The 25,424-nt window shown below is 54.7% G+C and carries 25 protein-coding genes; 9 read left to right on the forward strand and 16 right to left on the reverse strand.

From position 1 onward, the window contains the following. Positions 1–38 precede the first annotated feature (38 nt). From trpS to GKAS_RS03865, 12 genes are all read right to left on the reverse strand, one after another. A complete protein-coding gene (gene trpS, locus GKAS_RS03815) occupies positions 39–1,043 on the reverse strand; it encodes a tryptophan--tRNA ligase (RefSeq protein ID WP_035892095.1) in 1,005 nt (334 codons plus the stop codon). Between the two features lie 4 nt (positions 1,044–1,047). After that, positions 1,048–1,797 (reverse strand): phosphoglycolate phosphatase, encoded by a 750-nt coding sequence (gene gph / locus GKAS_RS03820; protein ID WP_035892096.1) that lies wholly within the window; start codon positions 1,795–1,797, stop codon positions 1,048–1,050. Continuing rightward, complete coding sequence (gene rpe, locus GKAS_RS03825) at positions 1,790–2,467, reverse strand: ribulose-phosphate 3-epimerase (protein ID WP_035892097.1); 678 nt, start codon at positions 2,465–2,467, stop codon at positions 1,790–1,792. Before rpe ends, gph begins: the two co-directional genes overlap by 8 nt. A 34-nt stretch (positions 2,468–2,501) precedes the next feature. After that, entirely contained in the window at positions 2,502–3,335 is an 834-nt protein-coding gene (gene dam / locus GKAS_RS03830; RefSeq protein WP_035892098.1) for an adenine-specific DNA-methyltransferase, read from the reverse strand. Between the two features lie 111 nt (positions 3,336–3,446). After that, positions 3,447–4,730 (reverse strand): cell division protein DamX, encoded by a 1,284-nt coding sequence (gene damX, locus GKAS_RS03835; protein ID WP_035892099.1) that lies wholly within the window; start codon positions 4,728–4,730, stop codon positions 3,447–3,449. Between the two features lie 84 nt (positions 4,731–4,814). Next, complete coding sequence (gene aroB, locus GKAS_RS03840; RefSeq protein WP_035892100.1) at positions 4,815–5,909, reverse strand: 3-dehydroquinate synthase; 1,095 nt, start codon at positions 5,907–5,909, stop codon at positions 4,815–4,817. A 56-nt stretch (positions 5,910–5,965) separates the two neighbouring features. After that, positions 5,966–6,487: a shikimate kinase AroK gene (aroK, locus tag GKAS_RS03845; protein ID WP_035892101.1), complete on the reverse strand. Its 522-nt coding sequence runs from the start codon at positions 6,485–6,487 to the stop codon at positions 5,966–5,968. Between the two features lie 281 nt (positions 6,488–6,768). Then, positions 6,769–8,001 carry a DNA uptake porin HofQ gene (gene hofQ / locus GKAS_RS03850; RefSeq protein ID WP_246870722.1) on the reverse strand — a complete coding sequence of 411 codons (1,233 nt, stop codon included), beginning with the start codon at positions 7,999–8,001 and terminating at the stop codon, positions 6,769–6,771. Continuing rightward, positions 7,883–8,320 carry a HofP DNA utilization family protein gene (locus GKAS_RS23630; protein ID WP_072011343.1) on the reverse strand — a complete coding sequence of 146 codons (438 nt, stop codon included), beginning with the start codon at positions 8,318–8,320 and terminating at the stop codon, positions 7,883–7,885. Before GKAS_RS23630 ends, hofQ begins: the two co-directional genes overlap by 119 nt. Continuing rightward, positions 8,310–8,714: a HofO family protein gene (locus GKAS_RS03855; protein ID WP_051910721.1), complete on the reverse strand. Its 405-nt coding sequence runs from the start codon at positions 8,712–8,714 to the stop codon at positions 8,310–8,312. Before GKAS_RS03855 ends, GKAS_RS23630 begins: the two co-directional genes overlap by 11 nt. Positions 8,715–8,763: 49 nt before the next feature. Next, positions 8,764–9,303 (reverse strand): PilN domain-containing protein, encoded by a 540-nt coding sequence (locus GKAS_RS03860; protein ID WP_035892103.1) that lies wholly within the window; start codon positions 9,301–9,303, stop codon positions 8,764–8,766. Continuing rightward, the gene (locus tag GKAS_RS03865; RefSeq protein ID WP_035892104.1) at positions 9,300–10,079 is read right to left on the reverse strand and encodes a hypothetical protein; all 780 of its coding nucleotides are present in this window, start codon (positions 10,077–10,079) and stop codon (positions 9,300–9,302) included. Before GKAS_RS03865 ends, GKAS_RS03860 begins: the two co-directional genes overlap by 4 nt. Before the next feature lie 120 nt (positions 10,080–10,199). On the opposite strand from GKAS_RS03865, the gene mrcA reads away from it, so the two are divergent. Further along, positions 10,200–12,752 (forward strand): peptidoglycan glycosyltransferase/peptidoglycan DD-transpeptidase MrcA, encoded by a 2,553-nt coding sequence (mrcA, locus tag GKAS_RS03870; RefSeq protein WP_035892105.1) that lies wholly within the window; start codon positions 10,200–10,202, stop codon positions 12,750–12,752. A gap of 143 nt (positions 12,753–12,895) precedes the next feature. Here mrcA and nudE read toward each other — a convergent pair whose 3' ends face one another. After that, positions 12,896–13,459: an ADP compounds hydrolase NudE gene (nudE, locus tag GKAS_RS03875; protein ID WP_035892107.1), complete on the reverse strand. Its 564-nt coding sequence runs from the start codon at positions 13,457–13,459 to the stop codon at positions 12,896–12,898. Between the two features lie 303 nt (positions 13,460–13,762). Between nudE and GKAS_RS03880 the strand changes: the two genes are divergently transcribed. The 4 genes from GKAS_RS03880 to hslO all read left to right on the forward strand — a co-directional run bounded on the left by GKAS_RS03880 (position 13,763) and on the right by hslO (position 17,960). Beyond that, positions 13,763–15,910, forward strand: a complete 2,148-nt coding sequence (locus GKAS_RS03880; protein WP_035892108.1) for an intracellular growth attenuator family protein — start codon at positions 13,763–13,765, stop codon at positions 15,908–15,910. Positions 15,911–15,977: 67 nt separating this feature from the next. Further along, positions 15,978–16,646: a GMP/IMP nucleotidase gene (gene yrfG / locus GKAS_RS03885; RefSeq protein WP_035892109.1), complete on the forward strand. Its 669-nt coding sequence runs from the start codon at positions 15,978–15,980 to the stop codon at positions 16,644–16,646. Positions 16,647–16,656: 10 nt separating this feature from the next. Next, a complete protein-coding gene (gene hslR / locus GKAS_RS03890; protein ID WP_035892110.1) occupies positions 16,657–17,058 on the forward strand; it encodes a ribosome-associated heat shock protein Hsp15 in 402 nt (133 codons plus the stop codon). Between the two features lie 23 nt (positions 17,059–17,081). Next, a complete protein-coding gene (gene hslO, locus GKAS_RS03895; protein WP_035892111.1) occupies positions 17,082–17,960 on the forward strand; it encodes an Hsp33 family molecular chaperone HslO in 879 nt (292 codons plus the stop codon). A 79-nt stretch (positions 17,961–18,039) separates the two neighbouring features. Here the strand turns inward: hslO and GKAS_RS03900 are convergent, their stop codons facing one another. Then, entirely contained in the window at positions 18,040–19,758 is a 1,719-nt protein-coding gene (locus tag GKAS_RS03900; protein ID WP_035892112.1) for a DUF4153 domain-containing protein, read from the reverse strand. A 368-nt stretch (positions 19,759–20,126) separates the two neighbouring features. On the opposite strand from GKAS_RS03900, the gene pckA reads away from it, so the two are divergent. The 3 genes from pckA to nadS all read left to right on the forward strand — a co-directional run bounded on the left by pckA (position 20,127) and on the right by nadS (position 22,480). Continuing rightward, positions 20,127–21,743, forward strand: coding sequence for a phosphoenolpyruvate carboxykinase (ATP) (pckA, locus tag GKAS_RS03905; protein WP_035892113.1), 1,617 nt, complete (start codon positions 20,127–20,129; stop codon positions 21,741–21,743). 120 nt (positions 21,744–21,863) lie between these two features. Continuing rightward, positions 21,864–22,187: a type II toxin-antitoxin system RelE/ParE family toxin gene (locus GKAS_RS03910; RefSeq protein ID WP_035892114.1), complete on the forward strand. Its 324-nt coding sequence runs from the start codon at positions 21,864–21,866 to the stop codon at positions 22,185–22,187. Next, positions 22,184–22,480 (forward strand): NadS family protein, encoded by a 297-nt coding sequence (gene nadS / locus GKAS_RS03915; protein WP_035892115.1) that lies wholly within the window; start codon positions 22,184–22,186, stop codon positions 22,478–22,480. Before GKAS_RS03910 ends, nadS begins: the two co-directional genes overlap by 4 nt. Before the next feature lie 99 nt (positions 22,481–22,579). Here the strand turns inward: nadS and envZ are convergent, their stop codons facing one another. Continuing rightward, the gene (gene envZ / locus GKAS_RS03920; protein WP_035892116.1) at positions 22,580–23,932 is read right to left on the reverse strand and encodes a two-component system sensor histidine kinase EnvZ; all 1,353 of its coding nucleotides are present in this window, start codon (positions 23,930–23,932) and stop codon (positions 22,580–22,582) included. Beyond that, the gene (gene ompR, locus GKAS_RS03925) at positions 23,929–24,648 is read right to left on the reverse strand and encodes an osmolarity response regulator transcription factor OmpR (RefSeq protein WP_001157751.1); all 720 of its coding nucleotides are present in this window, start codon (positions 24,646–24,648) and stop codon (positions 23,929–23,931) included. The genes envZ and ompR overlap by 4 nt, the downstream gene beginning before the upstream one ends. 229 nt (positions 24,649–24,877) lie before the next feature. On the opposite strand from ompR, the gene greB reads away from it, so the two are divergent. Then, the gene (greB, locus tag GKAS_RS03930; RefSeq protein WP_035892118.1) at positions 24,878–25,351 is read left to right on the forward strand and encodes a transcription elongation factor GreB; all 474 of its coding nucleotides are present in this window, start codon (positions 24,878–24,880) and stop codon (positions 25,349–25,351) included. Positions 25,352–25,424 lie beyond the last annotated feature (73 nt).

Consider the following 25,424-nt stretch of genomic DNA (forward strand, 5'->3'; position numbering starts at 1 on the left):
ATATCACGCTTATAGCCCGAATAAAGCTGTGCCGATATTTACGGCTTAGCCACGAAGCCAATCGCCTCGTACACCGCTTTCAGCGTCTCAGAAGCACGCGCGCTGGCTTTATCAGCACCGTCTTTCATGATTTTCTGCAGGAATGCTTCGTCGTTGCGGAAGCGGTTATAACGCTCCTGCAGTTCAGTCAGCATGCCGGAAACGGCTTCTGCCACTTCGCCCTTCAGGTGGCCATACATCTTGCCTTCGAAGTGTTTTTCCAGCTCAGGAATGCTCTGGCCGGTCACGCCGGAGAGAATATCCAGCAGGTTAGAAACGCCCGCTTTCTCTTTCAGATCGTAACGAATCACAGGTGGCTCTTCAGAGTCGGTCATCGCACGTTTGATCTTCTTCACGACCGATTTCGGGTCTTCAAGCAGGCCAATTACGTTATTGCGGTTATCGTCCGACTTAGACATCTTTTTCGTCGGCTCCAGCAGAGACATCACGCGCGCGCCGGACTTCGGAATAAACGGCTCAGGCACTTTGAACACGTCACCGTAGATGGTGTTGAAACGCTGGGCAATATCGCGGCTCAGCTCTAAATGCTGCTTCTGGTCTTCACCCACCGGCACCTGATTAGTCTGATACAACAGGATATCCGCCGCCATCAGTACCGGATAGTCAAACAGACCGGCGTTGATGTTTTCCGCGTAGCGGGCAGATTTATCCTTGAACTGCGTCATACGGCTCAGTTCGCCGAAATAGGTGTAGCAGTTCAGCGCCCAACCCAGCTGTGCATGTTCCGGCACGTGAGACTGTACGAAGATGGTGCTTTTTTCCGGGTCGATGCCACAGGCCAGATACAGCGCTAACGTGTCCAGCGTCGCTTTACGCAGCGCCTGCGGGTCCTGGCGGACGGTAATCGCGTGCTGGTCCACGATGCAGTAGATGCAGTGATAGTCGTCCTGCATGTTGACCCACTGACGCAACGCACCCATGTAGTTGCCAATAGTCAGTTCGCCTGACGGCTGTGCGCCGCTAAATACGATGGGCTTGTTCATATCATTATTCCTGATTTTCACTATTCGGAAGCCCAAGAGCGGGCAAAAGTTCATTAAAGTGGTCGAAGATAACATCCGGCTCGCTGAGCGCGATGGCTTCGCCATAGTTATAGCCGTAGGTCAGGCCGATGGAGACAAAGCCCGCCGCCTTAGCAGCCTGAATATCGTTACGGGAGTCGCCAACAAACAGCAGCGTTTCCGGTGCCTGGGCCAGCTTCTCCGCGACTTTCAGCAGCGGTTCCGGATGCGGCTTCTTGTTCATCACATCATCGCCGCCAATCACCACGGTGAAGTAGCTTGCGATACCTAAAGATTCGAGAATCGGGGCCACAAACGGCGTAGGCTTGTTGGTCACCAGCGCCAGCGGCAGACCGTTAGCATGCAACGCAGCCAGGGTATCGGCCACGTGAGGGAACAGGAAACTGCCCTCTTCGGCGAATTCGGCGTAGTAGCGATCGAACAGGCGGCGCAGCACGCGAAGCTGCTCGTCCTGAGGGATATCGTGGCTATCCACCGACGGTTTACCCTGAGCGGCACGCTGGCTCGCACGTTCCTGACGAGCCCAGTTGAGCGCGCGTTCCATCAGAACATCAGCGCCATTACCAATCCAGGTGACGACACGGTCTTCACCTGCAACGGGAAGCTCTAGCGCGTAAAGCGCGCTATCAACGGCGGCGGTCAGCCCCGGCGCGCTGTCTACCAGCGTGCCATCGAGGTCAAACGCGACGCCACGAATGGTCTGCAATTTATCCATGACTTACCTTTGCCAGTTCACTGCGCATTTCATCAATGACTTTTTTGTAGTCTGGTTGGTCAAAAATCGCCGAGCCGGCAACAAACATGTCTGCCCCAGCCGCTGCGATTTCACTAATGTTGTTTACCTTCACACCACCGTCCACTTCCAGGCGGATGTCATAGCCGGACTCATCGATGCGACGACGCACTTCGCGCAGTTTATCGAGAGTATGAGGAATAAAGGACTGGCCGCCGAAGCCTGGGTTAACCGACATCAGCAGAATGACGTCAAGCTTATCCATCACGTAATCAAGATAGGTCAGCGGCGTTGCTGGGTTGAACACCAGGCCCGCTTTACAGCCGTGCTCTTTAATCAGCTGTAACGTGCGGTCTACGTGTTCGGAAGCTTCAGGGTGGAAAGTGATAATGCTGGCGCCTGCGGCGGCAAAATCAGGGACCAGACGGTCTACCGGTTTCACCATCAGGTGAACGTCGATGGGTGCGGTGATACCGTAATTACGTAGCGATTTCAGCACCATCGGGCCGATAGTCAGGTTCGGTACGTAATGGTTATCCATAACATCGAAATGAACCACATCCGCCCCGGCAGCCAGTGCGCGGGCAGTATCTTCGCCTAAACGGGCAAAATCGGCCGACAAAATTGAAGGGGCAATCAGGTACTGTTTCATCCGCATCTCCTCAGAGCCTATCCATTAGGGTCTTTTAACGTTGTTTTTTTCCAGGCGGGCGATATAGGGCCAGCAGTTCGTCCACCTTTTTACGTGTGCCGCCGTTGCGGCTAATGCTGCGTCGAACCTTTACGGTATACGTTTCCGCCGCATTTTTGTACCACTCGAGCGTCAACGGCGTACGGTGGTTTGAAATCAGCACGGGAATTCGCTTCGCGACCAGCTCTTCGGCTTTGTTCGCCAGAAACGCCTGCTGTTCGAGACTGAAGCTGTTGGTATGATACGCCGTGAAGTTTGCCGTTGCCGATAGCGGTGCATACGGCGGGTCGCAATACACAACAGAGCGTGCATCCGCGCGCGTCATGCAGGTTTCATACGACTCGCAGTAGAACTCGGCATTCTGCGCTTTCTCGGCAAAGTGACGCAGTTCCGCTTCCGGGAAATAAGGCTTCTTATAGCGTCCAAACGGGACGTTAAACTCGCCGCGCAAATTGTAGCGACACAGGCCGTTATAGCCGTGGCGGTTGAGGTATAAAAACAACACTGCGCGCTGGAACAGATCGGTACTGCGGTTGAACTCTTCACGCAGGTGGTAATAGCGGTCAGCGTCATTGTTCTCAGGCACAAACATAGCGCGCGCCCGGTCGATGTACTCATCGGAACGGGTTTTGACTATTTTGTAGAGTTCGATGAGATCGCTGTTAATGTCAGCAAGAATATAACGCGAAAAATCGGTATTCAGGAATACCGATCCAGCACCAACAAAGGGTTCAACCAGACAATCGCCAGCAGGCAGATGATCTCGAATATCGTCGAGCAGAGGGTACTTGCCTCCCGCCCATTTCAGAAAAGCGCGATTTTTTTTCATGCGGCCTGACTAATTACACTTTCTCCGGCTGTGGAGAAAGCTCCGACAGCATCCTGCGCTTCTATCCCCGAACCACACACGACGGTGCGGTTCGGGTTATCTTAATAACGATTATTTCAGGTCAGTCTGTACCTGATGCAGCGGTTTCGCCCATGGGTTTTTCGCCTGGACATCAGCTGGCAGAGCGCTGACAGCACGCTTCGCATCATCTTTCGATGCGTAGATGCCGCTAACCAGCACGTACCACGGCTGACCGTTGCGTGAGGTTTGATACACCACATAGTTTTTCAGATTCTCTTTCTTCGCCCAACCGTTCAGGTTGTCGTAGTTAGATGAAGAGCTGAGCTGCAGCGTGTAGTGTGAGCCTGAAGCCGTTTTCAGCGAGTTTACGTCGCCCGCAGATTTGCCCGTAGCTGCCGCTGCTGCCGTGGCAGCCGTAGCCGCTGGTGCAGTCGTAGTCGCCGCCGGTTTCGCGGTTTCGGTTGCGGCTACTGGCGCTTTCACCGGTGCTGCAGTCGCTGCAGTTTCGGTGTGCTTCGGCGCGGTAACGACAGGTTTCGCTTCAGCAGCAGTTTTGGTCTGCGTCGCTGGCGCGGTCGTTTTCGCCGTTGCCATTGGCTGTGGCTTCGTTTCGATAACCGTGTGTTTGCGTTCTGGACGCGGCGTGGTCGCCGTCTGACGAGGCGCTTCCGGTGCAGTAACAGCCGGACGAGCACCGTTGCGGATTGGCGCGACGGTTGCCGGTTCGGTTGGCAGCGTGGAGTTAACAACGGCGTTGTCGATCTGGCCCTGCTGCTGCGTCAGCGCATTATTCAGGTCGCCCTGAACTTCAACACGCTGCTGTCCATCCGGTGCAGCCGTTTCCTGACCCTGAGTTGGGGTAGAGGAAATCGGTGGCAGAGAGACATCCTGTTGCTGCTGCGGGTTGTTTTCCTGCGCTGGCTGAGTCGTGTTAGCCTGATCGGTATTGGTATCACCAGAAAGCGAGATGCTCTTCTCAGAAGAGGCGCTCTGGTCAGCAGGGGACGGCGCTTTCAGTGCCGAACCGATACCCACAATCAGAACCAGCAACACCACAACCCCCAGACCCATCATGATGTACTGACGGGAAGCAGGCTTACGCGGTGCAGCGGCTTTACGTTTACGCGGGCGGCGCTCTACAACTTCCTCTGCATCGCCTTCTTCGGCTTCATCAGATTCGTAGTATTCGTCTTCCGGCTCAGCTTCTTCACGCGCTTTGCGACTACGGGAAGGACGACGCTCATCAGCATCGAGATCCACATCATCAAAATTGATCTGCGGCTCGCTGTCACGATCGGAAGACTGACGAGAGCGACCAGTACGACGATCGCTGGGATCGGGTTTCAGCTCGTCTTCTGGTTTAAATTCATCCATTTAACACCCCACTAAAAGGCTTATGCCACGACAATTGCATATCACCTGAAGTTAAAACACCGCGCGAACGCGGCTTGACCTTTCTTATAGTTGCGCTCGCTGAGTATCAGCAATAGCGCCAAGAACCACATCGTGAGATACGCCACCGCGTACTTCACTCTTCCCGATGGCCAGCGGCAACACTAACCGCATTTCGCCAGCGAGAACCTTTTTATCTCGCATCATGTGCGGCAGATACGCCTCTGCCGACATTTCCTGCGGGCCAGTAACCGGCAGGCCTGCGCGCTTGAGCAGCGCGATAATACGCTGCGTGTCTTCGACAGCAAACTGCCCCAGACGTTCTGATGTGTGCGCAGCCATCACCATACCGGCCGCAACGGCTTCACCGTGCAGCCAGTTGCCGTAACCCATCTCGGCTTCGATCGCATGGCCGAACGTATGCCCAAGATTGAGTAAAGCACGTAACCCGGTTTCGCGCTCGTCGGCTGCCACAACATCCGCTTTCAGCTCACAACAACGGCGAATACAGTACGCCATCGCTTTTTCATCGAGCGCCATCAGCGCATCGATGTTTTCTTCCAGCCAGTCAAAGAACGGCGCATCAAGAATGATGCCGTATTTGATCACTTCAGCAAGACCGGAGGAGAGTTCGCGTTTCGGCAACGTTTTCAGGCAATTCAGGTCAACCACCACGGAGGCTGGCTGCCAGAATGCGCCGATCATGTTTTTACCGAGAGGATGGTTGACCGCGGTTTTGCCGCCAACCGAAGAATCCACCTGAGACAACAAGGTGGTTGGAACCTGAATAAAACGCACGCCACGCTGATAGCTCGCCGCTGCAAAACCGGTCAAGTCGCCAATAACGCCGCCGCCTAAAGCAACGAGAGTCGTATCGCGACCGTGCGGTTTTTGCAAAAGCGCAGTAAAGACGGTGTCCATGACGACCAGGCTTTTATACTGTTCGCCGTCTGGCAGAATGACGCTATCAACCTTCACGCCCGCCTGCTCCAGCACAGAACGGACCTGGTCCAGATAGAGCGGTGCCAGCGTTTCGTTGGTGACCAGCATGACCTGATCGCCAGACTTGAGCGGTAAGAAGGAAGCTGGATCGTTAAACAAACCAGCCGCGATGGTTATCGGGTAACTACGTTCCCCGAGAGTTACAGTAAGCCTCTCCATAACGCGACGTCCACCTTAGTTACTTTTATTCGCTGGCGTTCTATTCTGGGCCAGTATTAGTTGCTTTCCAGCATATGGATAATCTGGTTAGCGACAACTTTTGCGCTCTGATCGTCAGTACGGATGGTGACATCCGCAATCTCTTCGTACAGCGGGTTACGTTCGTCAGCCAGCGCTTCAAGCACTTCACGCGGAGGCGTTTCGACCTGCAGCAGCGGGCGCTTTTTATCACGCTGAGTACGTGCTAGCTGCTTTTCAATGGTCGTTTCCAGATAGACGACGACGCCACGAGCGGAGAGACGATTGCGCGTTTCACGTGATTTTACAGAGCCACCGCCTGTTGCCAGAACAATACCCTGCTTTTCCGTTAACTCATTGATGATTTTTTCTTCGCGGTCACGGAAACCTTCTTCGCCTTCGACATCAAAGACCCAGCCCACGTCAGCGCCTGTTCGTTTCTCAATCTCTTGATCAGAATCGTAAAATTCCATATTGAGCTGTTGAGCCAGCTGGCGCCCAATGGTGCTTTTGCCGGCACCCATAGGCCCAACCAGAAAGATATTGCGTTTCTCTGCCATTTTTTTGGTACTACTAAGACTATTCGTTAATGATAAATCCGCGCCGCAGTCGTTCGCGCGTCGCTGGACATGAACTGAAACCTCTTATGCAATAGAGCGAGAGTCAGACTGAAAATTATCTCAATACTCCGGCTGGTTTGGCAACAGATTAAATCAGCAGACTTCAGGAGGAAGGAACGTAATTCACTGACGCTCAAATCGGTACTCCTTGTATGCTAAATCCGGCCCCACGTCAAACTTGGGAAACACCTTATTCACCAAATCAGCACGTTTACCCGTCGCTACTGTGCAGAAATAATACGCGGGGTGATAAACACCACCAGCTCGCGTCGCTCATTGTCCTTCCCATCATGACGAAAAAGATGGCCTAACAAGGGGATATCGCCAAGAAATGGGACGCTATCGCGGGCGTTCTTATTCTTCTGCGAAAAAATGCCGCCCAGCGCCAGCGTTTCACCGCTTTTGACCTCAACCTGGGTTTCAATCTCCTGCTTGTCGATCGCCAGCACTTCGCCATCCGCCTGCTGTAGCACCTGCCCTGGCATATTTTCACTGATGCGCAGCTTCAGGCGAACGCGATTATTTTTCAGGACGGTAGGGGTAACTTCCATGCCAAGCACGGCCTCTTTAAACTCCACCGAAGTCGCCCCGCTGTCACCGCTGGAGACCTGGTAGGGGATCTCGCTACCTTGTTTGATACTGGCAGGCTGCAAGTGCGAGGCCAGCAATCTTGGGCTCGCGATAATATCCACCTTCTGTTTTTGCTCCAGCGCCGAGAGTTCAAGCTCAAGCAGGCGACCATTGATTTTTCCGATATTGAAACCTGCGCGCGTCGTCGCATCGGAGACGTCGAGCGCGCTGCTTAAGGTGGTGATTTTTCCTGCCCCCGTCTCTCCTGCGGCATCAGCAAGATTCCACTTCACCCCTAATTCTCGTAGGCTGGTTTCGTTGATGGTCACAATATGCGCCGCCAGTTCGACCTGCCCCACAGGGATGTCCATCTCCTTCACCCAGGCTTCCAGCGCCGGAAGGTGCTCACGGTCATCGCGGACAATCAAGCGGTTGGTACGCTTATCAACGGTGAGTGCGCCTCGCGAGCTCAGCAATTTATCACCCGCTTTTGCTAGTTCACCGGCATCGGCATAGTGCAGCACCAGGCTGCGATTCATCAGCGGTAGCGCCAACTGACGTTTCTCTTTTTCCTGCCGTACCAGCGCCTGTTTTTCTTCACGCCAGCGCTGCGTGTGGACGTAATAAACGCCGTTCTCCTGCCTTAGCACCAGTTCCATACTGTTGATGACCGTTTGCAGCGCCTGCTGCCACGGCAGGTTACGTAGCTGTAGAGAGAGCGTTCCCTGCACGTCGGGGGAAATCACCATATTTTTCTGCTCCAGGTCAGCGAGGCTCTGAAGCAGCTGCACGACCGGTACGTCGTCCACCACCAGCGTGATGTTTTTCGCTGGGCTCAACGCTGGCAGCAACAGCGTCAGTACGAACAGGCTTATCCTTTTGATCATTCGTCGTTCCTTCTCTTTTCCATTGCCAACGCTGGGGCTCACACCCCTCTCCCGTCTCCACGGTCAGGCTATCTAACGTTATTGCTTTAATTCGCCAGCCCGCGCTGAGCCTCTGCTCTGCTTCAACCCTCTGCCAGCGGCCATCATTATTCTGCATCACAGCAATCAAACGCTGTGCCGATTGCGTTCCGCCCCGGTAGTGCCAGTTGGCAAGCTGCGCGGTCTGGCAGGTGTCTATTGCTGGAGCAAACGGATCTCGCATGCCGCAAAGTAGCGGGACGATGAGTAATAAAAGAAGCGCGCGTTCAGGATTCATCGTCGCGCACCAGCTGTAACGTAAAACGCAGCGCATCGTTATGCGCCATCAGCACAAAGGCCGTGACCTGCATACCGCGTTCGGCGAGCAGAGGAAAGGTAGAGGGAACGGATTGCCAGGGGGTTTCCAGCGACATTTCACCGCCCGCATCCGTAGGTTGCCACCCCATGAGGCGCGCGCCCGCGCGTTGAAAATCAACCGGGGTGAACGGCAACGTGTTTTTCTCATCCAGCCTCGGCGTTGATAACATCTCCGCTTTGGTACGCATAACACGCTGTAAAATAGCCAGATATTGTCGGTGCTGAGTCAACTGGGCGCCACGACGTTGCTCAGCATCAAGATAAGCCTGATGTCCTGCCAGGTATCCCCCATATACGGCGAGCAGAATAGCCAAAAGAGCCCCCGCCCTCACTTGTATTACTGGGGATAACCGCCCGATGCGCTCAAGGAACGGCATGGTCAGCCTCCTCACGCAAGGAATACTGGAATAGCCAGCGCCCGGTGCTATCCCGCTCAATTTTTTCTACCGGCTTCAGGCGGAACCCGGGAAAGGTGCGGAGGGTCTTTTCCACCTCGCCCAGCGCAGAAAACTGCGTTAAAACCCCCGAGAGCGACAGCGTACCGTCACGATAGCTGAACTCCTTTAGCCAGGCCGAGGTGGGAAGATGCTCTGCCAGCGTCTGTAGCCGCAATGCCCAGGCCTCCGTCGCTAGCCGGGAAAGCTGACGCTTTCTGAGCACCGATTGCCGTTGCATTTCCATCTGCAAAAGCGGCTCTTTTCGCGCCAACTGATGTGCTATCTGCTGCTCAGCAGACGCATGAGCGTCGCTTATCGCCCCAGCAGAAGACCAGCCTTCGCGCATGATTAATGTTACCGCACAGGATACCAGCCAGACCCCGCCGACCAGCAGGCCCCAGCAGCGTATCTGCCTCTGAAAGCGCATCCGACGCCAGGGGAGGAAGTTCACCGGAGATGCCTTCATCTCGAGGCCCCCATGGCTAGCGCAAGCGCCACGGCAAAATCGTCGCCGTTAGCAGGTAGCGGAGGATGTTTCTGCACGACCGCGCTCCAGGGGTCAAAACACCGTTCTTCGGCAGCGAGAGATGAGCAGCGCACCAGGCGCTGCGGGTTGATGCCTAGCCAATCAGCCAGTTGCGTAAGCGACGGAGCATCGTGAAATGTACAGTGCCCCCAGCCTTCCCGGCTTGCCCATAGCCACTGTTGATGATCAGGCCAAACCAAAACCGCATCCTGCACCTCTGACTGTGCTACCAACACCTGTAGCGCACAGGCATCCGGCGTAATGCTCGTCACCTGTAGACGTAACGCCGTTGCCAGGTGGTGCAAACGCGCGACATCGCCTTGCTGCGCAGCGGTCACATTCCAGCGCGCAGCGGATTCCGCCAGATGATAGTCAAAGCAGAGCGACTCGGCGTTCATTTCAAGCTGCTGCGACATCGCGCTAGCAATCCACTGCGTTTGTTCAGCGTCACGTAGCGTCATTGACGCCAGAGGAAGGTTTTTTTGTAACGTTCTATGGGCGGGAAAGGCAACGCGGACCTCATGTTGCCAGGGGAGTTCCCGCCGCCACGGCTTGAGCACCGCCAGCAACGCCGCATCATCATGCTGCGCTGACGACGGTAGCGGTAGCTGCCACCAGCGGCGAAGACCCCAGCCGCTACGCGTTCGCTGAAGGGCGACGATAAAGACGTTATCCTGCTGAATATGAAGACCCATTTGCCAGCATCTGAAAGCCATTTCACGATTATCCTTACGTCACCATCACAGTGACGACTATATCAATGCATCAGGCTTGCCTTTATACTACCGCGCGTTTGTTTATAAACTGCCCAAATGACACTTAATGGGAAATCTCCGGTGAAGTTCGTAAAGTATTTATTCATCCTTGCAGTCTGTTGCATTCTGCTGGGAGCAGGCTCGATCTACGGCCTCTACAAATATATTGAGCCCCAGCTGCCCGACGTGGCGACGCTCAAAGACGTGCGCCTGCAGGTGCCAATGCAGGTTTATAGCGCGGACGGTGAGCTTATTGCGCAGTACGGTGAAAAACGCCGTATTCCAATGACCCTCAACCAGATCCCACCAGAAATGGTGAAAGCGTTTATTGCGACCGAGGACAGCCGTTTCTACGAGCACCACGGGATTGACCCGATTGGTATTTTCCGTGCGGCAAGCGTGGCCATGTTCTCCGGTCACGCCTCGCAGGGGGCAAGTACCATTACCCAACAGCTCGCACGTAACTTCTTCCTCAGCCCTGAAAAGACGCTGATGCGTAAAGTAAAGGAAGCGTTCCTTGCCATTCGCATTGAGCAACTGCTGAGTAAGGACGAGATCCTTGAGCTGTATCTGAACAAGATTTACCTCGGCTACCGCGCCTATGGCGTCGGCGCGGCCGCGCAGGTCTATTTCGGTAAGCCCGTTGACCAGCTAAGCCTAAGCGAAATGGCGGTGATTGCCGGTCTGCCAAAAGCACCGTCAACCTTCAACCCGCTCTACTCGTTAGATCGCGCCACCGCCCGTCGCAACGTGGTGTTGTCGCGTATGCTGAGTGAAGGCTATATCACCCAGGCACAGTACGATCAGGCGCGTAACGAAGCGATTGATGCCAACTACCATGCCCCGGAGATTGCCTTCTCTGCACCTTACTTAACGGAAATGGTGCGTCAGGATATGGTGAAACAGTACGGCGAACAGGCCTATGAAGACGGCTATCGCGTGTACACCACCATTACCCGCAAGAATCAGCAGGCGGCTCAACAGGCACTGCGCAATAACGTGATGGATTACGACATGCGCCACGGCTACCGTGGCCCGTCCAACGTGCTGTGGAAAGCCGGTGAAGCCGCATGGGACAGCAAGAAGATTCGTGCTTCATTGCGTCCGCTGCCATCCTATGGCCCGTTAGTGCCAGCCGTTGTCACCGCAGCGAATCCGCAGGAAGCAACCGTCGAGCTGGCCGATGGCACTTCGGTGTCGTTAGGCATGGAAGGTATGCGCTGGGCGCGACCGTACCGTTCGGACACGGCACAAGGGCCAACGCCACGTAAGGTGACCGATGTCGTCGCGACGGGGCAGCAGATCTGGATTCGTCAGAACGGCGATAGCTGGTGGCTGGCACAGGTGCCGGACGTCAACTCCGCGCTGGTCTCCATCAACCCACAAAACGGTGCCATTATTGCGCTGGTGGGCGGGTTTGATTTCAACCAGAGCAAGTTTAACCGCGCCACTCAGGCGCTGCGTCAGGTTGGTTCTAACATCAAACCATTCCTCTACACCGCCGCAATGGATAAGGGCTTAACGCTCGCCAGTATACTCAACGACGTGCCTATCTCCCGTTGGGATGCCGGTGCGGGTTCTGACTGGCAGCCGAAAAACTCCCCGGCGGAGTATGCCGGTCCAATCCGCCTGCGTCAGGGTCTTGGGCAGTCGAAGAACGTGGTGATGGTGCGCGCGATGCGTGCGATGGGCGTGGATTACGCCGCGGAATACCTGCAGCGCTTCGGCTTCCCGGCAGAAAACATCGTGCATACCGAATCGTTGGCGCTGGGTTCAGCATCGTTCACCCCGCTGCAGGTCGCTCGCGGCTATGCGGTGATGGCCAACGGCGGCTTCCTGGTTGACCCGTACTACATCAGCAAGATTGAAAACGATCAGGGCGGCGTACTGTTTGAAGCGAAGCCGAAAATCGCCTGTCCTGATTGCAATATCCCGGTTATCTATGGCGATACGCAGAAATCTAACGTGCTGGAAAACAACGACGTGGAAGACGTTGCCGTTTCTCAGATGCCGCAGAACTCTACCGTACCGATGCCAGCGCTTGAACAGGCTAATCAGCAGTTGGTCGCTCAGGCCGGTGCTCAGGAGTACGCGCCGCATGTGATTAACACGCCGCTGACGTTCCTGATTAAAAGCGCGCTGAACACCAACATCTATGGCGAACCGGGCTGGCAGGGTACCGGCTGGCGCGCTGGTCGCGATCTGGGTCGTCATGATATCGGCGGTAAAACCGGGACCACCAACAGTTCGAAAGATGCCTGGTTCTCTGGCTACGGCCCTGGCGTGGTGACCTCAGTGTGGATTGGCTTTGACGATCACCGTCGCGATCTGGGACGCACTACGGCGTCCGGCGCCATTAAGGATCAAATCTCCGGCTACGAAGGCGGCGCGAAGAGCGCGCAACCGGCGTGGGATGCCTTTATGAAACAGGTTCTGGCAGGCGTGCCTGAGCAGCCGCTAACGCCGCCGCCAGGCGTGGTGACGGTCAATATCGACCGCAGCACCGGGCAGTTAGCGAACGGTGGCAGCAGCCGTCAGGAGTACTTCATCGACGGGACACAGCCTACGCAGCAGGCGGTTCACGAGGTGGGGACTGAGATAATTGATAACGGGGAAACCCACGAGTTGTTCTAAGAAAAAAGGCGCCGATGGCGCCTTTTTTCTGGCTCGTTGCTTTGATTCCGGGGCATCCCCGGCGGCGCTTCGCTTGGCCGAGCTACAACACATTTTCCCCATCACTCGCCGCACCGACTCCGGGATCCAGCGACCAAACTTATTTATGGCAATCTGCCCTGCTCTTTTAGCCACTCGCGCACCAGGAACAACGCGCTCACGTTACGCGCTTCATTAAAATCCGGCTCATCGAGCAGCGCCATCATGTTTGCCAGCGGCCAGCGAACCTGCGGCAATGGCTCTGGTTCATCCCCTGGCAGCGATTCCGGATAGAGATCTTCCGCCACAACGATGTTCATTTTGCTGGAGAAATAGGACGGTGCCATCCCCAGTTTCTTAAGGAACTTCATTTGACGTGCGCCAAAGCCCACCTCTTCTTTCAGCTCGCGATTCGCGGCTTCCATCACCGTTTCACCGGGGTCAATAAGCCCCTTCGAGAAACCGAGTTCATAAGATTCGGTGCCCACCGCATACTCGCGGATTAAAATCAGGTGGTCGTCGACAATAGCCACAATCATCACCGCTTCGCGTGAGGACGGTTTCATACGCTCATAAACGCGACGAACGCCATTGCTGAACTCTAGATCGACGCTTTCCACGTTAAAAAGGCGTGATTGCGCGACGGTTTCAACATGGAGAATAGTAGGTTTCTGTAATGATTTGCTCATTGGGCCGGGGTCTTTGCTGTAATGACTTTTATTATTGTGCGATAGCGATGAGGTTCCAGCAATGCATAAAGCTCTTTATTTACATTGTTGCAACCTTTTGCTTTTCATCTCTCATTTATGGATAAATGTCAAGAGGTTGAATTACAATTGGGAATTTACTGATACTCGCCAGCCGATGGGTTTGTTATGCTTACGTTTTGCGAGAGTCTATAGACTCATTTTATGAATGCGTAATACGTGCCAATGGTTTATACGAAAAGCAGGCAACGAAGAGACCTCTAAGATAAGTATGATGGGAAAAGCATGGGCACACTGATGATCTTTACCGTAGCGATACTGATCTGCGCCGTGCTGGCCGGTTGGCTTTTGCGTAAACGGACAAAACGTCTTCACCTGCCGTGGCTCCATCAGTTTCCGGGGGCAACCACCCGAAAACTGACCAATGAAGAGCGTCAGGGCATTGAAAACTACCTCGATTATCTTAATCAGGATCAGCGCGTGCCTGCGTCCGGCGCGACCATTGCCCCTGCGGTGCTGACGCTCACAGCGCAGAGCAATACCGTTTTTATGCTGACGCGCGCCATTACCCGCTACGGCATCACCACCGATGAACCCAACAAATGGCGCTACTTCCTCGACTCCGTGGAAGTGCATCTACCGCCGTTCTGGGAACAGCATATTACCGATGAGAACAGTATTGAGCTTATCGAGACTGATGATGTGCCGCTGGTTATTGGTCTGAACGGCCATTCGCTGAAGACCTATTCGCCTGAAAATAAAAGCTTTGCGCTGGAGTCACCTTCATCGACGCAGGCTTCTATCCGCGGCGAAGAGAGCGAGCAAATCGAGCTGCTCAACATCCGCCAGGAAACCCATGAAGAACACGCGCTTAGTCGCCCTGACGGACTGCGTGAGGCACTGTTGATTGTCGCCGCTTTTGTCTTGTTTTACTGCGGGCTTATCGCCCCAGCGGTCTTTACGCCATGGATTTTCGCCAGCGCATTTCTGCTACTGTGCGGCGGGCTCTGGGGGCTGTTTGCACCGCCGACGAAGTCGTCGCTGAGAGAGATCCACTGCCTGCGCGGTACGCCAAAACGCTGGGGATTGTTCGGTGAAAACGATCAGGAGCAGATCAACAACATCTCTCTTGGGATCATCGATTTAATCTACCCTCGCCACTGGCAGCCGTATGTCGCCCAGGACCTGGGGCAAAAAACAGATATCGATATCTACCTTGATAGACACGTAGTGCGCCAGGGACACTTCCTCTCTTTGCATGACGAGGTGAAAAACTTCCCGCTTCAGCACTGGTTACGCAGCGCCGTCATCGGCGGCGGCGCGCTGCTGATCGCTATCATGATGTGGGTCAGCGTACCGCTGAATATGCCACTCAAATTTACGCTCTCCTGGTTAAAAGGGGCGCAAACCATTGAGGCCAAAGACGTTCGCCAGCTAGAACAGGCCGGCGTTCGCGTGGGTGATACCCTCCACATCAGCGGAACCGGGATGTGTAATATCCACTCTCCTGGCACCTGGACCGCGCAGGAAAGCTCGCCATTCCTGCCATTCGACTGCTCGCAAATCCTCTGGAACGACGCCCCTCGCCTGCCGCTGCCGGAGTCTGAAACCGTCAATAAGGCGACCGCGCTGGTTCAGGCCGTCAACCGCCAGCTGCATCCAACGGCGGACGATGATTCCCGCGTCAGCCCGGCTCTGCGCTCGGCGATTCAGAAATCGGGCATGGTGCTGCTGGATGACTTTGCCGATATCGTGCTGAAAACGAAAGATCTTTGCTCGGCGACCGACGACTGTGTACGTCTGAAAAATGCCCTGGTGAACCTGGGTAATACTCGTGACTGGGATGCGCTGGTTAAGCGCGCGAATTCCGGCAAACTGGACGGGGTAAACGTTCTGCTGCGTCCGGTCAGCGCCGAGTCACTGGATAACCTTGTCGACACCTCCACCGCGCCGTTTATCCTGCGTGAAACCGCACGCGCGGCACAGGCGCTCAATAGCCCAGCGCCGGGTGGTTTCCTGATAACCAGCGATGAAGGCAGCGATTTTGTCAGCCAGCCTTACCCAAGCACGACGCTGTACGACTATCCTGCCAGTGAGCAGTGGAACGAGTTTCAGCGTCTGGCGGGCATGCTGATGCACACGCCATTCCATGCGGAAGGCATCGTGACCAATCTCTATACCGACGCCAACGGGACACAGCACATTAACCTGCACCGCATGCCGGACAGCAGCGGGCTGTGGCACTATCTGGCCACCACGTTGCTGATGCTGGCCATGATAGTCTGTGCGGTTTACAACGGCGTGCAGGCGCTGCGTCGTTATCATCGCCATCGTGAGCGACTGGCCGAGATTCAGAAATACTATGAGAGCTGCATTAATCCCGTGCTGCTTTCCGCCCCGGAAGAGTTCAAGTCTGACTTTCCGACAAAATAAGCCCACTGCGTAGTTCGCGACAGGTTATGTTAATCTGTCGCGCATTTCTTCCGTCTGGAGACTCACCATGCATTTTGATATCGCCTGGCGCGAGGTAGACACCGTTCTTCTGGACATGGATGGCACGCTGCTCGACCTCGCTTTTGATAACTATTTCTGGCAAAAACTGGTGCCAGAAACCTATGGCGCAAAGCTGGGTATCACGCCTCAGGCGGCACAGGAAGCCATTCGTCAGGAGTACCATGCGGTACAACATACGCTAAACTGGTACTGTCTGGATTACTGGAGCGAGCGTTTGAGCCTGGATATCCGTTCGATGACCAGCGAGCAGGGCCCGCGCGCCGTGCTGCGTGAAGACACCATCCCTTTTCTGAACGCGCTTAAAGCGAGCGGAAAGCGACGTATCCTGCTGACTAATGCGCATCCGCATAACCTGGCGGTTAAGCTGGAACACACCGGTCTTGGCGAGCACCTTGATTTATTACTTTCCACCCATACATTTGGTTATCCGAAAGAGGATCAGCGGTTATGGCGGGCAGTTGAGAAACATACGGGTCTGGATGCCGAGCGCACGTTATTTATCGACGATAGCGAGCCCATTCTGGATGCCGCCGCCCACTTTGGGATCCGCTATTGCCTCGGTGTGACCAACCCCGACTCCGGCCTTGCGGAAAAGCAGTACCTGCGTCATCCCGCGCTTAACGATTACCGTCGTCTGATCCCCTCACTTCAGTGAAGGAGCGACCATGAAAGAGAAGCCTACCGAAGGCGTCAGGCTGGATAAATGGCTCTGGGCGGCGCGTTTTTATAAAACGCGTGCCATCGCCCGAGAGATGATTGAAGGCGGCAAAGTTCACTATAACGGGCAGCGCAGTAAGCCCAGCAAAGTGGTTGAACTGAACGCCCTGCTGACGCTTCGCCAGGGAAACGACGAGCGCACCGTGGTGGTGAAAGGCATCACGGAGCAGCGACGTCCGGCAACGGAGGCCGTCACGCTCTATGAAGAGACGGCGGAAAGTATCGAGAAGCGCGAAAAAGTCGCCCTGGCGCGCAAACTGAATGCGCTGACCATGCCGCACCCGGACAGACGTCCGGATAAAAAAGAGCGGCGCGACCTGATGAGATTTAAATACGGCGACAGTGAATAACTGCCACCCCAAGAGAGAAAATTATGACTCAACACGATCAATTACATCGCTATCTGTTTGAAAACTACGCCGTGCGTGGCGAACTGGTCACCGTATCCGAAACGCTCGAACAGATCCTGGCAGGCCATAACTATCCGCAGCCGGTAAAAAACGTGCTGTCCGAGCTGCTGGTCGCCACCAGCCTGCTGACCGCAACGCTGAAGTTTGAAGGTGATATCACCGTTCAGCTACAGGGCGATGGCCCGATGACGCTGGCGGTCATCAACGGCAACAACCATCAGCAGCTGCGCGGCGTCGCGCGCGTGCAGGGTGATATCCCGGCAGATGCAGACCTGAAAACGCTTATCGGTAACGGTTATCTGGTGATTACCATCAGCCCGGCCGAAGGCGAGCGCTATCAGGGTGTCGTTGGTCTGGAAGGCGATACGCTGGCGGCCTGCCTGGAAGATTACTTCCAGCGTTCCGAACAGCTGCCAACGCGACTGATTATCCGTACCGGCGAATCCGACGGTAAACCAGCTGCTGGGGGTATGTTGCTGCAGGTGATGCCAGCGCAGAACGCACAGCCGGAAGATTTTGAGCACCTGGCGGCGCTGACCGACACCATCAAGGCCGAAGAGCTGTTCACGCTGCCGGCCAACGATGTGCTGTGGCGTCTGTACCACGAAGAAGAAGTCACCCTGTATGACCCGCAGGACGTGGAATTCAAGTGCACCTGTTCCCGCGAACGCTGTGCTGGCGCGCTGAAAACCCTGCCGGACGAGGAAATTAACAGCATCCTCGAAGAAGAAGGCGAAATTGATATGCATTGTGATTACTGCGGTAGCCACTATGTGTTCAATGCCATGGATATTGCAGAGATCCGCAATAACGCGGCACCGTCTGACCCGCAGGTTCATTAAGTTCTGAGCCTTTCCCGGTGTCACTTCGCTTGGCCGGGCTACGATCGTTTGTAGCCCGGCGCAGCGCCGCCGGGAAAAATCAGCGCCGATACTCCAGCACTACCGTCTCATCCCCCAGCGTAATATCTTTCCACGCCTTCGGTTTTGCCCCTAACGCTCCATCCTTCGCCGCCTGAAGCAGCTTCGACTTGTTCAAGCCGGACGGCAGCGACGCACTCGCCTTATATTCCCAGCCTTTCTCGCCCTGAGCAAAGACCAACACGGTACGATCGCCAAAGGCATACAGCACCTGCTCCGCCTTCCCATCACCATTCAGATCCTGACTCACCAGCACGCAGCTGCCAACCTCGCTGCACGACTCCACTCTGTAGCGTTGCTCAATCACCGCGGCCCATAGCGCATTATCTGGCGGCGTGCTGCCCGCAAGGATCGTCACGTTTTTCGCCAGTGCTTCGGCGGTCAGTTTTATCGTCGGACTCAGATCGCCACTCAACAACCGCTTAAGCTGCTGCTGACGCTTCGCATCCTGGGTGAACGCTTTATCTTGCTGTAGCTCAAGCAGCGCCGCGCGCCCAGGCTTGCCGCTGTGCGACAGCATATACAGACTCACCTGGTCGGCATTGATTTTACCGCTATGGTAACGGCTCATATGACTATTCACGCTGATGCGCCAGCTATCCAGCACCGGGGTATAAAGCAAGAAAAGTAGCGCGAGCCCCAGTAATGAGACCGCCAGATTGACCAGCCCTAACTGAGGTGAAGGATCTTCACGACGGCGCAGCAGGCCAATCAGATAGCCAACCGACCAGACCAGCAGCACCGCCACCACCAGCACGCCGTGCAGGCGATCCGACGTCCAGCCATACTGCCCAATACGTACCCATAGCGCCCAACCGGCAATCAGCACGTAGACCGGCGTCAGCATCACTGCCGTCTGAATCAACAGCCGCAGCAGACGCGGATAGCCAAGACGCGTAGCATTGGGTTCCCAGACCATCGCGGTGAGCAGCAACTGCACAAAAGCCAGCGCCGAGAGCAATGCCGCCGCAGAGAAGCGCTGGGAAATGGCCGTCACGCCTGCAAACGGCAGCGTCACCAGGAACAACAGCGCCAGCAGCGAGACCAACGGAAGCAGACCGGTAGCAATCAGCGCCAGCAGCTTGTGGATAGCGGTAATCAGTCGTTCATTCTGGCGTGCAAGGATAACCGTCAGTGCCGTCACCAATCCAATGCAGACAAAGACAAACCACCGCGTATCGAAGAACAACCGCGAGAAGAAGGTGATATTGGCCAGTTCAAACAGCCCGCTCCAGAGCAGCAAAACCAGCCAGACCAGGCCGTTGGCTACGCCAATCAGCAACAACGTCAGCACGTTTTGCCACTGCTGAGCATAAAAGTGCGCATATCGCGGGAGGCCCGTCGCAGACTGAATACGGTATTGCAGCCACGGCAGCGCCAGCAGTGCCATCAGCAGCAGACACCAGCCGTAGGTCCATAGCGCGTCATACTGCCGCCATTGGTCTTCCTCATTAAGGTTGAGCTTTAGCCAGCCGCCCATTCCCAGCACGACAACCAGTACCACCGCCAACCAACACCACAGCGCACGCTGTTTAAAAGAGACCACGGTGAACAGCAGCACAGAGGAAAATGCCAGGCTTCCCGGCAAAGCGTAAAACATCCAGCCGCTATCTTTTGGGATCAAATAGAGGGTCAGCAAATAGCACACGAGCCCTTGTACTATGCCGGTTAGCGCCATACCCCAGCGAGTTGGCGGTGAAAGAGGAGTCACAGCATCCATTTCGATATTCTCATCCCAGAAGTGAGGAAAAAGCGCGTTTTGCGCACCGATTAGAACGTTAAATGTAGATTTTGCTCAGCGTGGTGAATCGATTTTTTACCTGAAAGCATTACGTAATTTTCTTTCATAAATGCGATTAATTTCACATTTATGCTGTCCATTAAACCATTTTGTAACCATTTAAGAACATTCGTGCCAATTTTGGGGCTTTTCCTGTCATAATCCGAGTCGCTTCGTGACAGGAGTCACAATGTTTTCGTAAGTAAGACGTTTGTCGGGATACGTAAATCTATGAGCCTGGTCGCGGTCAACACCCCTAAAATACCCATAGAATTTATAGCAGTACATATTGGCTAAGGAGCAGTGAAATGCGCAACGGTATAACCCCGCAGGACCTCAAGGCTTATGGTATTAACGACGCACAGGATATCGTCTACAACCCCGATTACGATACATTGTATCAAGAAGAACTCGATCCTAACCTGGAAGGTTATGAGCGCGGTGTCTTAACGAATCTGGGCGCAATTTCTGTCGACACCGGTATCTTTACCGGCCGTTCTCCAAAGGACAAATATATCGTTCGCGACGACACAACGCGCGACACGGTATGGTGGTCTGATAAGGGCAACGGAAAAAATGACAACAAGCCTCTGTCACCTGAAATCTGGCAACATCTTAAAGGCCTGGTCTCCCAGCAGCTTTCCGGCAAGCGCCTGTTTATCGTCGATGCCTACTGCGGCGCGAACGAAGACACCCGCCTGTCCGTCCGCTTTATTACGGAAGTCGCCTGGCAGGCGCACTTCGTGAAGAACATGTTTATCCGTCCAACTGATGAAGAACTGAAGACGTTCAAACCAGACTTCATCGTGATGAATGGCGCAAAATGCACTAACCCACAGTGGAAAGAACAGGGCCTCAACTCGGAAAACTTTGTCGCGTTTAACCTGACAGAGCGCATCCAGCTGATTGGCGGGACCTGGTACGGCGGCGAAATGAAAAAAGGGATGTTCTCTATCATGAACTACCTGCTGCCGCTGCAAGGCATTGCTTCTATGCACTGTTCCGCTAACGTCGGCGAGAAAGGCGACGTGGCGGTCTTCTTCGGCCTGTCCGGCACCGGTAAAACCACCCTTTCCACCGATCCAAAACGTCGTCTGATTGGTGATGACGAACACGGCTGGGATGATGACGGCGTGTTTAACTTTGAAGGCGGCTGCTACGCGAAGACCATCAAGCTCTCCGAAGCCGCTGAGCCGGATATCTATCACGCGATCCGTCGCGATGCGCTGCTGGAAAACGTGGTGGTGCTGGCCGACGGTACTATCGACTTTAACGACGGTTCCAAAACGGAAAACACTCGCGTCTCCTACCCGATTTACCACATCGACAATATCGTGAAGCCGGTGTCGAAAGCGGGCCACGCCACCAAGGTTATCTTCCTGACCGCCGATGCTTTCGGGGTTCTGCCGCCAGTATCGCGCCTCACCGCCGATCAGACGCAGTACCACTTCCTTTCTGGCTTCACCGCGAAGCTGGCAGGTACCGAGCGCGGCGTCACCGAGCCGACCCCAACCTTCTCCGCCTGCTTCGGCGCGGCGTTCCTGTCGCTGCACCCGACGCAGTACGCTGAAGTGCTGGTAAAACGCATGCATGCCGCAGGCGCACAGGCTTACCTGGTGAATACCGGCTGGAACGGCACCGGCAAACGTATCTCTATCCAGAATACGCGCGCGATTATCGATGCCATCCTCGACGGCTCTCTGGACAACGCAGAAACCTTCACCCTGCCAATGTTCGACCTGCAGATCCCAACGGAACTGCCGGGCGTAGACACCCACATCCTCGACCCGCGCAGCACCTACGGTTCGCCGGAGCAGTGGCAGGAGAAAGCCCAGGCGCTGGCGAAGCTGTTCATTGAGAACTTCGAGAAATACACCGATACCCCGGCAGGCGCCGCGTTGGTGAGCGCAGGGCCGAAGCTGTAACGGGTAGACACGCAGTCGAGCCCTTACCCTTCGGGATAAGGGCTTTTTTTATCCAAATACTTTTTAAGTGTACCAGGTACACTTATACTTGATGGAAATATCATCTACGCAGGATGCGTAATGTTCACCTTCATCGAACTACAAGGATTCAGTAAACGGCGTCGGGTCTTATTGCCAGACGATGAATTCTGGGTTTTCCAGGAGATTCTTATTGAGAACCCGGAAGCGGGAGAAACCATTTCAGGTACAGGCGGTTTCAGGAAAATACGCTGGAATCGTCCTGGGATGGGGAAGCGAGGTGGAGTTCGAGTCATTTACTATAACGTAACGAGTAAAGGCAGGATTTATCTGGCGCTGATTTATCCTAAGAATGAACAAGATGATTTAACTGAAAAGCAGAAAAGTGTTTTGAAGCAGTTATCCAATGCGATGAGGCAATCATGAAAGATGAATTATTTGCCGATCTGCTGGCCAGTGCAGAAGAAATGGTACGCATTGAAAAAGGCGATGAGACGCCAAAACCTGAGCACGTACATACCTTTAGCGAGATCGATGTAAAAGCCATTCGTGAAGCCACCGGGCTACGCCAGCAAGATTTTGCTATCGCCGTCGGTGTGAGCTATGACCTGGTAAAAAGTTGGGAGACAAAACGTCGTCAGCCAACGGGGGCACCACGTAAACTCCTGCTGCTGCTTCAGGCCAACCCATTCATCATTAAGCAGTTGATCGCCATTTAACGAATCTCATACAAATAGCCCGGCCGAGCGAAGCGACGCCGGGACAACACACCGCACCACACAAACAAAAACCGCCGGGGTTTCCCCCAGCGGTTTTTTTTAGCTCTCTTTCGTCGGCGTCGTTGGGCGACTTCCCGGCACCGGCAGCCAGGCGCGTATCAGCAACCCGCCGCGTTCGCTGGTATCAAGCTCCAGCAACCCGTTGTGGTTATCGATAATACGCTGCACGATGGCCAGCCCCAGACCTGTTCCGCTGATGGTACGGGCGCTATCGCCACGAACAAACGGTTGGAACAGGTGCTTACGCTGCTCGGGTTTAATGCCCGGGCCATCGTCTTCTACCTGGAACCAGGCACGATGCGCTTCACGACCGCTGCTGACTTTAATCCAGCCGTTGCCATAACGCGCGGCGTTCACCACCATATTGGCCAGCGCACGCTTGATAGACAGCGGATGCACCCTTACCGGGATCTCGTCGTTGAACAATGCGGTATCAATTTCGCGCTCGTAGCCACTTTCCGCTGCGATCACTTCACCCAGCACCGTGTTGAGGTCGATAGACTCCAGCGGCATCTCCTGACCGGTACGCAGATAGTCAATAAACTGCTCGATGATGGCGTTGCACTCTTCAATATCTTTATTGATAGATTCAGCAAGATAACCATCCTCTTCACCCATCATCTCCGTCGCCAGACGAATACGCGTCAGCGGCGTGCGAAGGTCATGGCTGACACCGGCCATCAACAGCGTACGGTCGTCGGAAAGCTGCTTCACGCCCGCGGCCATATGGTTAAAGGCTCGGGTCACCGAACGCACCTCAGACGCACCGTATTCACGCAGCGGCGGAGGAATAATGCCTTTCCCGACCTGAAGCGCGGCATGCTCCAGGTCGACCAGGGGTCGGTTCTGGATGCGGATAAACAGCCACGCGCCGCCTATCGCCAGCAGCATAATCGCCAGGGTATAGCGGAAGAGCGGAGAGAAGTCTCCCTGATGGATTTCGGTTAACGGCACGCGCACCCAGATATTGGGTGACAGCCAGGTCTTCAACCAGACCACCGGGGAGCTTTTATTGACTTCAACGCGCACTTCAGTCGGCCCGCCCAACTGCTGGGCCATCTGCTGACTTAAGAACTCGTAGTGTTGAGCCCAGCGTAAACCGGCCTCTTCAGCGGCTTCATCGGAATAGAGTGAGATACCCAGTTCACGATAGATCTCGCGGCGAAATGCCGGCGGCACGACAAGCTGCGTGCCGTCTTCCAACTGCAGTTTATCGGTCATCAGCATACGGACTTCGTAGGCTAAGACCTTATTAAACTGCTGCAGGCTTGGCAAAATCGCGAAGTTCAGCACCACAAGATAGGTTGTCACCAGGCTGACAAACAGCAGGGTGACAATCAACAGTAACGTGCGGGCAAACGAACTTCGAGGCGAGAAGCGAAGTCGCCTCATGCTTTAGAACCGTCCGGGACGAACACGTAGCCCAGACCCCAAACGGTCTGAATGTAGCGTGGGTGAGCCGGATCTTCTTCCACCATGCGGCGCAGGCGAGAAATCTGCACATCGATGGAACGTTCCATCGCCGAGTATTCGCGACCACGGGCCAGGTTCATCAGCTTATCGCGAGACAGCGGTTCACGCGGGTGGCTGACCAGCGCTTTCAGTACCGCAAACTCACCGCTAGTGAGTGGCATAGGCTCATCTTCGCGGAACATTTCGCGAGTACCGAGGTTCAGCTTGAACTTACCGAAGGCGATAACCGCTTCTTCCTGAGAAGGAGCGCCCGGCAGTTCGTTCGCCTGACGACGCAGTACCGCACGAATACGGGCCAGCAGTTCACGCGGGTTAAACGGTTTCGGAATGTAATCGTCGGCACCGATTTCCAGGCCCACGATACGGTCAACTTCTTCCCCTTTCGCCGTCACCATGATGATCGGCATCGGGTTGCTCTGACTACGCAGACGACGGCAAATCGACAGACCGTCTTCGCCTGGCAGCATTAAATCCAGAACCATCAGATGGAATGATTCACGAGTCAGTAATCGGTCCATCTGTTCGGCGTTAGCTACGCTTCGAACCTGGAAACCCTGCTCGGTCAGATAACGTTCCAGCAGCGCGCGCAGGCGCATATCGTCATCCACAACAAGAATCTTATAATTCTCTTGCATTGTTTTTACTCCCAAAGGTTCGCAACAATTATTCAGCATGTATTCTCAAAAAAGCCTGCGCTTGCGACCAGCTAAATCTGGTATAAATTCCAGGCTAAATTGTTACAAAGCATATTTAACAGCGAGTTAAGTATACAATGAATCTTAATACACATTATTTATTCTGTCGGCATACTCGCGTAATACGTATTGTGCGTATTCTTTCCTCGGCAGCAGGTAAGCATGGAACATGAAAACACAGTTGATCACCCGTGAAGGGTACGAAAAGCTCAAAAAAGAGATGGATTATCTCTGGCGCGAAGAGCGCCCGGAGGTCACAAAGAAGGTGACCTGGGCCGCAAGCCTTGGCGATCGCAGTGAGAATGCTGACTATCAGTATAATAAGAAACGCTTAAGGGAGATTGACCGACGCGTTCGTTATTTGACCAAATGCCTGGAAAATCTGCGCATTGTCGATTATTCGCCGCAGCAGGAAGGCAAAGTCTTTTTCGGCGCCTGGGTTGAGATAGAAAACGACGACGGCGATACCAAGCGTTTTCGCATCGTCGGCTACGATGAGATTTTTGGTCGCAAGGACTATATCTCCATCGACTCGCCGATGGCCCGCGCGCTGCTGAAGAAAGAGGTCGGCGACCTGGCGGTGGTCAACACCCCGGCGGGTGAAGCAAGCTGGTACGTGAATGAGATCGAATACGTAAAATAAGACCGGAACAATCCGAAGCCCCTGCTGATGACTGGTATTTTTGCCAGTCAATCCGTATAACTGTCCCCTGATT

This window comes from Kluyvera ascorbata ATCC 33433 (genome assembly GCF_000735365.1).
Taxonomy (GTDB): domain Bacteria; phylum Pseudomonadota; class Gammaproteobacteria; order Enterobacterales; family Enterobacteriaceae; genus Kluyvera; species Kluyvera ascorbata.